Source organism: Rickettsiella grylli, assembly GCF_000168295.1.
GTDB lineage: Bacteria > Pseudomonadota > Gammaproteobacteria > Diplorickettsiales > Diplorickettsiaceae > Aquirickettsiella > Aquirickettsiella grylli.
The window spans coordinates 181,936-194,170 of sequence record NZ_AAQJ02000001.1 but is presented as its reverse complement, the minus strand read 5'-3'; the positions used below and the strand labels follow the sequence as shown (position 1 = coordinate 194,170).

The 12,235-nt window shown below is 39.7% G+C and carries 8 protein-coding genes; 6 read left to right on the top strand and 2 right to left on the bottom strand.

The genetic code is table 11. The annotated features are described in order from the left end of the window. Positions 1-108: 108 nt before the first annotated feature. The 5 genes from djlA (at position 109) to RICGR_RS00885 (ending at position 5,969) form a co-directional block, all read left to right on the top strand. Positions 109-924 (top strand): co-chaperone DjlA, encoded by an 816-nt coding sequence (djlA, locus tag RICGR_RS00905; RefSeq protein ID WP_006035047.1) that lies wholly within the window; start codon positions 109-111, stop codon positions 922-924. Beyond that, positions 924-1,586 (top strand): ribulose-phosphate 3-epimerase, encoded by a 663-nt coding sequence (gene rpe, locus RICGR_RS00900; RefSeq protein ID WP_006035783.1) that lies wholly within the window; start codon positions 924-926, stop codon positions 1,584-1,586. Before djlA ends, rpe begins: the two co-directional genes overlap by 1 nt. Before the next feature lie 9 nt (positions 1,587-1,595). Next, a complete protein-coding gene (locus tag RICGR_RS00895; protein ID WP_006034854.1) occupies positions 1,596-1,982 on the top strand; it encodes a hypothetical protein in 387 nt (128 codons plus the stop codon). A 177-nt stretch (positions 1,983-2,159) separates the two neighbouring features. After that, a complete protein-coding gene (locus RICGR_RS00890) occupies positions 2,160-4,652 on the top strand; it encodes an LPS-assembly protein LptD (protein WP_240992171.1) in 2,493 nt (830 codons plus the stop codon). A 21-nt stretch (positions 4,653-4,673) separates the two neighbouring features. Then, positions 4,674-5,969, top strand: coding sequence for a peptidylprolyl isomerase (locus tag RICGR_RS00885; protein WP_006035502.1), 1,296 nt, complete (start codon positions 4,674-4,676; stop codon positions 5,967-5,969). Here RICGR_RS00885 and mfd read toward each other — a convergent pair. Next, positions 5,962-9,411 (bottom strand): transcription-repair coupling factor, encoded by a 3,450-nt coding sequence (gene mfd / locus RICGR_RS00880; protein WP_006034804.1) that lies wholly within the window; start codon positions 9,409-9,411, stop codon positions 5,962-5,964. The two genes, RICGR_RS00885 and mfd, sit on opposite strands and share 8 nt — an antisense overlap. Positions 9,412-9,427: 16 nt before the next feature. Continuing rightward, positions 9,428-11,296 carry a tRNA uridine-5-carboxymethylaminomethyl(34) synthesis enzyme MnmG gene (gene mnmG / locus RICGR_RS00875; protein ID WP_420806098.1) on the bottom strand — a complete coding sequence of 623 codons (1,869 nt, stop codon included), beginning with the start codon at positions 11,294-11,296 and terminating at the stop codon, positions 9,428-9,430. An 89-nt stretch (positions 11,297-11,385) separates the two neighbouring features. On the opposite strand from mnmG, the gene RICGR_RS00870 reads away from it, so the two are divergent. Then, the gene (locus RICGR_RS00870; RefSeq protein ID WP_006035020.1) at positions 11,386-12,141 is read left to right on the top strand and encodes an FKBP-type peptidyl-prolyl cis-trans isomerase; all 756 of its coding nucleotides are present in this window, start codon (positions 11,386-11,388) and stop codon (positions 12,139-12,141) included. Positions 12,142-12,235 lie beyond the last annotated feature (94 nt).

Sequence of the window (12,235 nt, the reverse complement as noted above, 5' to 3'; positions counted from 1 at the left end):
TAGGAGAAACAGATATTATTAAAAAACTTATTTAAAATAGGAAGTCGTTACGCAGATCGATCAAATAATGTTAAAAAATAGTTATTACATTTTAAATCAGGTTTAATCATGAATATATGGGGCAAACTTGTCGGAGGCTTTTTTGGCTTTCTTCTTGCGGGACCATTGGGGCTTATATTCGGTATCCTCATTGGGCATCTCTTTGATCGGGGTCTTCATCAGAATCAAGCCTGGACATTTTCTTCGACCAATAGCGTCGCACAACAGGTTTTTTTTGACAGTACTTTTTTGGTGATGGGCCATATCGCAAAATTAGATGGACGTGTTTCTGAGGCAGAAATTCAAGCAGCGAGAGCGATAATGAACCGCTTAGGCCTTACAGAGACCATGCGTCAAAAAGCAATCGATCTTTTTAACCAAGGTAAATCTGCTTCTTTTAACCTTGAAAATTCACTCCAAAAACTAGCCCATGCATGTCATCGTAACAAAGTATTGCTCCGACTTTTTGTAGAAATACAGATGCAAACGGCATTCGCCGAAGGACATCTGACATCCAAAAAACAACACGTATTACAAAAAATATGCCACTATTTAGGGTTTGCACCGCTCAACTTCGCTTTTTTTGAACATCTATTCAATTTCGAGCATGCTTTTCGACAGCAATCATCACATCAGAGACAAGGTTATTATCATACACCACCCTCCTCTCAGCTAAACCTAAAAGATGCTTACGCTATCTTAGGTATTTCTGAACAGGCCTCCACTCTGGAAATTAAAAAAGCGTATCGAAAACAAATGAGCCAACATCATCCTGATAAATTACTCTCTAAAGGTTTACCCGAAGAAATGATAAAACTAGCCACTGAAAAGACTCAAAAGATCAAGGCTGCCTATGATCGTATCTGTGCAGCGAAGGGGATATAATGCGTCGCTTCATTATTTCAGCATCTGTATTATCTGCCGATATGGGATGTTTAGCGCGAGAATCCTCTGCTGTATTACAAGCCGGTGCGGATCAGTTGCATATTGATGTCATGGATAATCATTTTGTACCGAATTTGACATTCGGCCCTTTAATCTGTCGTGCTTTACGCAAACACCTTCCGAACGTTTTCCTTGATGTGCATTTAATGGTAAATCCCGTTGACGCGTTAATCAGTGCCTTTGCAGCAGCCGGCGCCAACCAAATGACCTTTCATCCTGAGGCCAGTAATGATATTGTTAAAAATTTAAATCAAATTCGTCGTTTAGGCTGTAAAGCGGGATTAGCCATTAACCCTCAAACTGAATTAACACTTTTAAATAATTATTGGGATCATTTAGATTTTGTATTGATGATGTCTGTTCATCCAGGCTTTGCTGAACAACCGTTCATTCCTGAAGTTTTAAATAAAATTTCAACCGCTAAGCAGTTACTCTCTTTACATAAACCCAGTGCTCGTTTAGGTGTGGATGGTGGTGTAAAAAAAAATAATATAGCCGAAATCGCTAAAGCGGGTGCAGATACTTTTATTTTAGGATCTGGTATTTTTAATACGGCGAATTATTCTAACACTTTAAATGAACTCCGATCACAATTACGATAAGGAATAGCTATGCGTCTTTTTTTAATCAGTTGTTTATTTTTTTTATTAGGGGCGTGTGCAAGCACGGCAAACTACCAAAAGCAAATGAATCAATGGCAAGGAGAAAACATTCAAACGCTCATTTCTAAATGGGGAGAACCGGATGCAGGAATTCAATTACCCAATGGACATAAAGTTTATCAATATACTCGAAAAACGATGTATGCCCTTCCTCATCCACGCTATTCGCCATTACGCGCATCGAGTGGGAATCGTTTTTCGAATTATGATGAACCGTGGAACAGGCAACAAACCATCATCCGTTCTTGTCAAACCTCGTTTGAAACAACCCCTGATGGGGAGATTATCGATGTCCGTTTTAAAGGAGATAATTGTATATCCAGTACTCCCTTTTAATTTTACTTCACTTAAAACGTGCTATGAATAATTAGATTTTAGTTCCACACAGGTTTGTTTTTACTGCTGTAAAATAGGGATTAACCGTGTAAAAAACTAAAAAAACAATGAACAATAGAAAAAAAGAATTCAATGTACCCAAGAAAATTTTTGACCCACATTCGATGGTTTTATTGTGTGCTGTGCTTTATCTGGCCAAGTTTCACTGTCGAATTAACGATAGCAGAGCAACTGGGGTGGGTCCCAAATAAGCTCGATATTTGTAAAGGACATTATTTAGATCCCCTACAGGCTTATACTCAAACAACGTTAACGAAACTGGGTCAATCCTTTACACACATTGATGCTGCGCAATCTCATTTTTCATTTGAAGGAACGTCCACGTTAAGTGGTCATGTCGTTATTAACCAACCAGGCCGTCTTTTACAGGCTGAAAAAGCTTATTTCTATCGCGATCCAAACACTGGGAAAATAACCACCATGGATCTACTGGGCGGAATTCAATTTGAAGAGCCTAACCTTTTAATTAAAGCACAAAAAGCCCATTTCAATTTAAACAACCAAAGTGGTTATTTGACCGCTATTATTTATCGCATTTTATTAAGAAATTCGATGCTATTCAAAGGTATTCATGAAGGTATGCCGATTAACGCCTGGGGCTTAGCCGATGCAGTAGAAAAAACTTATTCCGGGTTAATTATACTTCATAATAGTACTTATTCAACCTGCTCACCTGTTCATCCAACCTGGAAACTTTCTGCAAAAAAAATAATATTGAACCGCGATACAGGCCGCGGTAAAGCGTATAATACGTGGCTCGGTCTTCAGGGTATACCTATTTTATATAGTCCTTATCTTGCTTTCCCGATTGATAATCGACGTGAATCAGGCTTCTTATTTCCAAATATTGGAACTTCGTCACAATCGGGATTGGGCATCGGATTTCCTTATTATTGGAATATAGCGAGCAATTATGATTTTTTATTGACGCCTACGTTATTCAGTAAACGAGGAATACAACTCACCGGCCAACTCCGTTATTTAACACCACAGAGTCAAGGCGTCATGGTGGCTAATTATCTTCCTTATGACCGCGCTGCTGCGCGTCTTGCTGAGGCAATCCCTTTTCTTTATCCCAATATTCACCCACTCACTACCCCAACCACAGCGAGAACATCGTTTAGTTGGCAAGAACAACGTCACTTTACGCCGCGTTGGTCAAGCTCAATCAATTTCAATTGGGTGGGTGATGATTATTATTTAGAGGATTTTAATACCCCTCCCAGTATCGCGATTAATCAACTGGCACAACAAGCCCAATTAAATTACACCGGCGATATTTGGAATTTTACAGCGCGTATCAATCGATATCAAACCGTGCATCCTTTAAATCAATCACCCGTCAATAACCCCTATAATAGCTTGCCTGAGATTGATCTAAAGAGTACTACACAAAATTTTCATGGGTTTAATGTTCAAATAAGCAATCAATTCAATTATTTTCAACGCTTAAATGATCCGGGTGAACAGGTACCCCCCCCAAAAGCCTTACGACTTTCAATTTTTCCTTCAGTGAGTTATCCCCTACGGAGTAAAGAAGCGTATCTTATTCCACGAATTCAATTGAGCTTGACACACTACACGATCATGAATCCAGTCGCTGGATATCCACGTGAGATCCAGCGAACGATACCACTCTTTAGTGTAGATAGTGGTTTATATTTTGATAGGAAAATACAGTGGGGAAAGCATTCGTTTTTACAAACATTGGAACCTCGACTTTTCTATTTAAATGTTCCTTACCGTGACCAAAGTAACATTCCTATTTTTGATAGTGCACTTATCCCCTTTACTTACGATAGACTTTTCATGACGAACCGTTTTAGTGGTTTTGATCGGATTGGTGATGCCAATCAGATGAGTTTTGCGCTGACGACCCGATTATTTGATCCAAACACTGGAGAAGAAAAATTAAACGCAAGTATTGGTGAAATCTATTATTTCAAAAATAGACAGGTTGTTTTATGTAGCCCTTTAGAAAGACAATTAAGCATACCTGGAACCTTGTGCGCGAATCCATTTACAATACCTGGCAGCACTTCACCCACTGAAAAATTTTCACCCATTGCCGCTCAGATCAACTATCATGTCAATTCGCAATGGCGTACAACAGCAAACATTGCCTGGGATCCCGAAAGTGGGGATATCATTAATGCCGCTGCAAATATACAATATCACCCTGAACCTGATCGATTGTTTAATATCAATTACGGACGCGTCCGCTTTGGTGATTTATTGGTCACGACACCCCCTACTCCATCCGATAGCCATCAAAACGATTTTAATCGACTGGGTTTTTCTTTCGCAACGCCGCTTGGGCATCAATGGAGTACAGTGGGTGGCTGGAATTATAATTTGAGTCACCATTATTCCCAAAGTTTTTTCTATGGATTGCAATATGATAGTTGTTGTTGGGCATTTCGAATTGTTGCCGGCCGCACTTTTTTTGCCTTAAATCAAAATAATAACCCCCTATTTAATAACGTTGTTTATTTCCAATTTCAACTGAAAGGCTTGAGTACCGTAGGTATCAGTGATATAACCCGTTTTTTAACAAATAATATCCCAGGCTATGTCGATCATTTTCAGTCGGGATCAACCTCTTTTTAATACTGATAATACTGAGTGATTATGGATTACCTTAAAAAAATTTTTTCATTCATTGTTTTATGGACGAGTTTAGTGACTCCCTCATTGCTGTATGCGATTGAAACATTGGATCGTATCGAGGCTGTCGTTAACCATCATGCGATTACCGCGCAACAATTAGATAATCAAATGGAAGTCAAGCGTCAACAATGGCTATCTGAGAATAAATCGATTCCCAATACAACCACTTTTCGTAAACAAGTACTCAATGAAATGATCGATCAGGAGTTACAATTACAATTAGCGGCGACGATCGGATTAAAAATTAACGACGACACCTTAGATAAAACTATTTTGAGTATTGCACAACACAATGGGCTTACATTGGAACAACTCCGTGAAAAATTGCAACAAGCCAATATGCCTTTTGCACGCTACCGAGAGCAAATTCGTCATCAGCTGTTGATCAATCGCCTGCAACAAAATGAAGTCGCCGCGAAAATTACGGTAACAGACCAAGAAATTAAAGATATGTTGACTCATTTACCGAAAATAATTTCAAAAAAAGCGGTTTATCATGTTGAAGACCTGTTGATTCCATTTTCAAATAACCCGTCCTCTACGGATATTGCGCGTACGAAAGAAACCGCCTTATCCTTGTTGCAAAAAGCGAAACAAGGCACTTCTTTTTCAGCGTTAATAGAGCACGCTAACGCGTCTACGATTCCTTTATCGGGTGGTGATTTAGGCTGGCGACCACTCAATGATTTACCGGATATTTTTCAAACATCTGTACAAACACTGAAGCCCGGTGAGGTAGCGGGTCCTATTCGGGCTGATAATGGTTTTCATCTTATTCGTTTATTAGAATTACGGGGAATAGCTCCAGCCCCTCATGATGTCATTTCGACACATGCGCGCCATATTTTAATTAAAACCTCCCCTTTGTTAAATAACCAACAAGCCGAAAATCGACTAAGAGAAATCCGTGCAGATATTCTACATGGCGGAGATTTTGCATCACTTGCCAAAAAATACTCACAAGATCCGGGGTCAAGTTACAAGGGCGGAGATCTAGGATGGACTTTACCAGGCTTTTTCGATCCGACGTTCGAAGAACACCTGAAAAAATTAGCGGTTAATCAAATTAGTTTACCGTTTCAAACGCAATATGGCTGGCATATTGTACAAGTTTTAGGTCGTGCGAAAAAATTACAAACTGCTCAGAACACTTTACATAAACAAGCGGCTCAATTGGTTTATCAGAAAAAATTTCAAAAAGCCTTAAAGAATTGGTTACGTCAACTGCGTAATCAGTCCTATGTAAAAATTATGTAAATTTTTTCAATAACGCTTCAAGGTTTTTTATTCTTAATTCAGGTGTGGGTTGATCAACACTAAACCGTAAACGCGTGGCTCCTTCCAACTGATAGCGCGCTGGATTTTCCTGAATCAGCTGAATAACCACCGCTGGATTAAGATGAGGTTTTTCGTTAAATTCAATTCGCCCTCCCTTGGGGCCCGCTATAATCTTCTTTATACCTATTTTTTGTGCCTGTAATTTTAGTTCGCTTAATCGGAATAAATTTTTCAACGTTTCTGGCAATAATCCGAAACGATCGATCATTTCTACTTGCAAGTGCTCTAATTCTTGTTCAGTTTTGGCATGCGCGATCCGTTTATAGAGCACTAAACGCATATGCACATCGGGTAAATAATTTTCTGGAATCAATGCAGCAACCTGCAAATCCATTTCTAACGTTTGATTGAGCGATTTAAGCGAAGGTTCTTTTCCAGATTTTAATGCATCAACCGTCTGTTCGAGCAATTCCATATACAGTGAAAACCCGATGGATTGCATATTACCACTTTGTTGTTCACCTAATACTTCACCTGCCCCTCGAATCTCCAGATCATGCATCGCTAAACTAAACCCTGCACCCAAATCTTCTAAAGAAATAAACGCTTCTAAACGTTTCATTGCATCAGCGGTTATCATTTCTGGAGGGGGAGTCATTAAATACGCATACGCTTGATGATGAGATCGTCCTACACGACCCCGTAATTGATGAAGTTGTGCTAAACCAAATTTATCGGCACGATCAATGATAATGGTGTTCGCCGATGGGACATCGATTCCACTCTCAATAATAGTGGTACAGAGTAATACGTTAAAACGTTGATGATAAAAATCAGCCATCACTCGCTCAAGTTGGCTTTCACGTAATTGGCCATGCGCGACTTGAATACGTGCTTCAGGCACTAACGCTTCTAATTCCCTTGCCACTTTTTCAATACTATCGACTTGGTTATGTAAAAAATAAACTTGTCCTCCGCGAAATAATTCACGTAAAATCGCTTCACGAATTAATCGGGTATTACGCTGCTGCACAAACGTTTTGATCGATAAACGTCGCGCAGGAGGCGTCGCAATAATCGATAATTCACGTAATCCTGACAAAGCCATATTTAAAGTACGCGGAATAGGTGTGGCTGTTAAACTTAAAATATCGACTTGAGCACGCAATGCTTTTAAACGTTCTTTTTGTTGTACACCAAAACGATGTTCTTCATCGATAATCAATAATCCCAATCGAGGAAATTTTAATTCTTTGCTTAACAATTTGTGTGTCCCCACCAAAATATCAATTTTTCCCTGTTGCAAACGTTCTAAAATTTTTTTCTGTGATGCGATACTCCGAAAACGAGAAATCATTTCAACGTGTACAGGCCATTCAGCAAAACGATCGCAAAAATTTTGATAATGTTGTTGTGCTAATAAAGTCGTCGGTACTAATAGTGCGACTTGCTTGTTAGAATGAACTGCTAAAAACGCTGCGCGCATAGCAACTTCCGTTTTACCGAAACCAACGTCGCCACACACTAATCGATCCATAGCACGTTCTGAAGTCATATCCTGAATAACCTGTTGAATGGCTTGTGCTTGATCCTGTGTTTCTGTAAAGGGAAATTGTGCAGCAAATGCTTGGTAATCCTCCTCTGGCATATGAAAAGCGTAACCCTTACTGGCTGCGCGCCGAGCATAACTATCCAGTAATTCACACGCGACATCCCGTAATGCTTCGGCCGCTTTACGCTTCGCTTTTTCCCATTGTTCAGAACCTAATTGATGTAAAGGAGCCTGCTCACTATCATTCCCACTATAACGACTAATTAAATGAAGCGAAGAAACAGGAACATATAATTTAGCCTTTGCAGCATACTCCACGATCAAAAATTCATTTTCCTTGTCATCTATTTTAAGATGTTGTAACCCTCGATAACGTCCTACACCATGATCGGTATGAACAACGGGACTTCCTTCTGTTAATTCTGCTAAATTTCGAATAATGGTCCGTGAATCGAGGGCTTTTGATCGAGTGCGGCGCTTTTGGATAACGTGATTACCCAATAATAACCCTTCCGTCATCAATGCCCAGGGGGGGGTATCCAGATAAAAACCCTCTTCTAAGGGTGCAACAATGATATTCACTCGGCTTGAAGAATGGATAAATTCTTTCCACGTTCCACAACGATGGACTTGAATAGGTAATTGATTGAGCAAATCGAATAGGACTTCTCTACGACCTGCACTCTCTGCGCAAAATAAAACACGTGCCTCTGGATTCTTTAGAAATTCATTTAAAAAAGTATTTAAACGCTCTAAAGGTTCTTCACGCCGATGATCAATCATTAAATTCGGAAACTTCTTAACGGCTGCATGATAAGGATCCGCTCGTTCTTTCGATTTTTGATCCAACGAAACCTTTGGAAATTCCTTTAATCGAGCGAACAATGCATGAACATCGACATAAATATCGTGTGGTGGTAATAGGGGGCGTTCTCTATCATATCTCAGTTGTTCATAACGCTCATTTATTTCTTTCCAAAAATTTTCAGCCGCATCATGAACTTCATTAACCGATAAGATGAACGCTTTATTTGGTAAATAATCGAGTAATAATGCTGTTTTTTGAAAAAATAATGGCAAATAATATTCTATCCCAGCCAGTACACGTCCTTCGCTGACCGCTTCATACAAAGGGCAGTTTAAAGGATTACCGACAAAATTTTCTCGCCACTGTTGACGAAAAAAGTGGATTGCAGACGCGGATAAAGGAAATTCACGCGCAGGAAGTAACTGTATTTTTTCTATTTTTTTTATAGAACGTTGTGTATCCGGATCAAAATAACGAAGGCTATCAATCTCATCGTCAACAAAATCAATCCGGTAAGGTAACTCACTACCCATCGGAAAAATATCTAAAATCGATCCACGACTTGCAAATTCACCGCGCGCACCCACTTGCGATACGCTGTGATAACCTCCTAATTGTAAATTTTTACGTATGATTTCTATCGATTTTTTTTCACCGCAAGCCAGAGAGAGAGTCGTCGCTTGAATATAGTTTAAAGGCGCAATGCGTTGCATTAAGGTCGTCACAGGCACCAAGAGTATCGCGCGCGCCACATCCTGCAGTTTCGCTAAGGTGAGAAGTCTTTGTGAAATAATATCTTCATGTGGCGAAAAATGATCATACGGTAATGTTTCCCAATCTGGAAAATGCAGAATCGTTTCATCCGGTGAGAAAAATTTTAAAGCCGCTGCTAACCGGTTTGTCATTGGATTGTCTGGTGTCAGCACTAAAATCACACCATCATAACGTTCAGCGAATTGATGAACAGCAAACGCCAAACTGTCGTCTTGTAGACCGCTTAAATACAGCTGTTGACCCGGCTCGGTCGGTACGGATAACTTTAAAAATTGAGAAATAGACATAAAGAATTAGTGTATTTTACTTTTTTATATGAACCAACAATAAGGAAATGGCGGCCGGTGTAATCCCAGGAATACGTGAAGCTTGACCTAAGGTTAAGGGTCTACATTGAATGAGTTTCTCTCTCACTTCATTTGAAAGCCCTTTAACCGCGTTATAATCTAAATGAAGCGGTAAAGTAATATTTTCATAACGCGACTGTCGTTGAATTTCAGCACACTGCCTATCAATGTAGCCTTGGTATTTCGCTTGAATGTCGATTTGTTTTGAAATCGCATCATCCATAACGCCTGGGCCTAAACCTTCAATATTCATTAAATGACTGTAATTTAACTCAGGTCGTGTTAATAATTCTGAAAGACGATAATGACGTGTTATCGTTTGACCTAACTGGGCTTCTATTGCTGTACTTAAGGGGGTATGGGGTTTAATTAAAATTTGTTTTAACCGTTGTTGTTCTTGTTCTAAAATAGAGCGTTTATCATCCATTTTTTTCCAACGAGATTCATCGATTAATCCTAATTTATAGGCTGCCTCACTTAAACGTAAATCAGCATTATCTTCACGCAATAGTAAACGATATTCGGCGCGACTCGTAAACATTCGATAAGGTTCGAGTGTGCCTTGTGTAATTAAATCATCAATTAATACCCCCATATAAGCCTCACTACGACGTGGATACCACATTGACTTTTCCTGGGCTTTTAAAGCCGCATTTAAACCAGCAATCAGCCCCTGTGCAGCGGCCTCCTCATAACCTGTTGTTCCATTCACTTGGCCCGCGCAAAATAAATTTTCTATTAATCGTGATTCTAAAGAAGGAAACAGATCGCGTGGATCAAAAAAATCATATTCTATCGCATAACCTGGGCGTGTAATATGTGCCTGTTCTAATCCTTCGATGCTATGAATTAAATCATATTGGACGTCAAAAGGAAGGCTGGTCGAAATACCATTCGGGTAAATCTCATGTGTATCCAGACCCTCCGGTTCAAGAAAAATTTGATGCGCAGATTTATCTGCAAAACGAACCACTTTATCCTCAATAGAGGGACAATAACGAGGCCCTACTCCAGCGATGAGACCACTATAAAGAGGCGAACGATCTAAACCGTGACGAATGATAGTATGTGTGGTTTCATTCGTATAGGTAATAAAACAACTCCGCTGTTCCGGATGTTGTTTGACATTTCCTAAGTCAGAAAATACAGGCAATGGCGTATCGCTAGGCTGCTCGACTAAAACCTGATAATTAATGGTTCGACCATCGAGACGCGGAGGCGTCCCTGTTTTTAAACGTTTAACCCGAAAGGGTAATTGACGTAATTTTTCAGCGAGCGTATTTGCTGCCGGTTCACCCGCACGCCCTCCGTTGGCCTGTTGCAAACCGATATGAATTTTTCCTGCTAAAAAGGTGCCTGCTGTCAGTACCACAGACTGGGCATAAAATTGCAATCCCATCTGTGTAACCACACCCACAATGCGATCCGATTGAAGGATGATATTATCCACACTTTGCTGAAAAATAAATAAATTAGCTTGATTTTCTAAAGCGTTACGTATCGCTTGCTTATAGAGGTTGCGGTCCATCTGTGCTCGGGTTGCACGAACGGCAGGACCTTTGCTCGCATTCAATGTCCGCCATTGTATTCCCGCTAAATCAGCGGCCTGCGCCATAATCCCACCTAACGCATCCACTTCTTTTACTAAATGGCTTTTTCCAATTCCGCCAATAGAAGGGTTACACGATAATTGTCCTAATGTTTCAATATTATGTGTTAATAGTAAAGTCGAGGCGCCCACACGTGCTGCAGCTAAAGCCGCTTCAGTCCCCGCATGACCTCCACCGACGATAATGACATCATATTTTGTTGAAAATGGCATAATTTTTAAATTATTTTCAATAAACTATAGTTTTCCAATAAAAATTCGGGCAATATACTGGGTTCTAATACCGTCTTTTAAGAGGAAATCCAATGACAAGATTACCACTATTGACTGTCCTGGCTGGCATACTTATCAGTCCAAACTTATTGGCTGCACAGAGTACCCCTCCCCTTACGGTTAATCAACAGAAATCCCCTATAAACTTTCCAAAGATAGTCAGTCATTCCCCGCTATTAAAAACGGCAAAAGGCCAAATTAGTTATAGTATCGGCGCCGATTTAGCGGTCAATTTTAAAGAACAGGGTATCCAGGTTGATCCCATCGCTCTCGAAAAAGGGTTAGCAGATGGTATGAATGGAAAATTTTTATTAACTCAAGCACAGATGGCGGATATTTTGAAAAATTTTCAACAAGAATTAATGAATAAGCGACATGCTGAATTTAAAAATCTTAGTCTTAAAAATAAACAGCAAGGTGATGCTTTCTTGGCTGCTAATAAAATCAAACCCGGCGTTATCACCTTGAAAAGTGGAATCCAATATAAAATAATACAAGCCGGTAGTGGCGAGCGTCCCACAGATACATCCCTGGTCAAAGTAGAATATACAGGAAGCGATATTCATGGTACTGTTTTTGAAAAATCAAAAGAACCGGTCACGTTTCCTTTAAATAATGTCATTCCAGGATGGATAGAAGTTTTAAAGATAATGAAGCCTGGAGCGACCTATCAAGTTGTTATCCCACCACAATTTGCTTATGGCGAACATGGTATTGATAAAGCCATTGGACCGAATCAAACACTTGTATTTACGATTCACCTGATTGACGTAAAGAAAAACACTTAAAATTGAGAATAAATTTCTATCCAGTTCATTGGACTACAATTTAATGATGGATTTTACAGGCTTGATTGTCTACGGGCTTAGGCTATACTGAGCA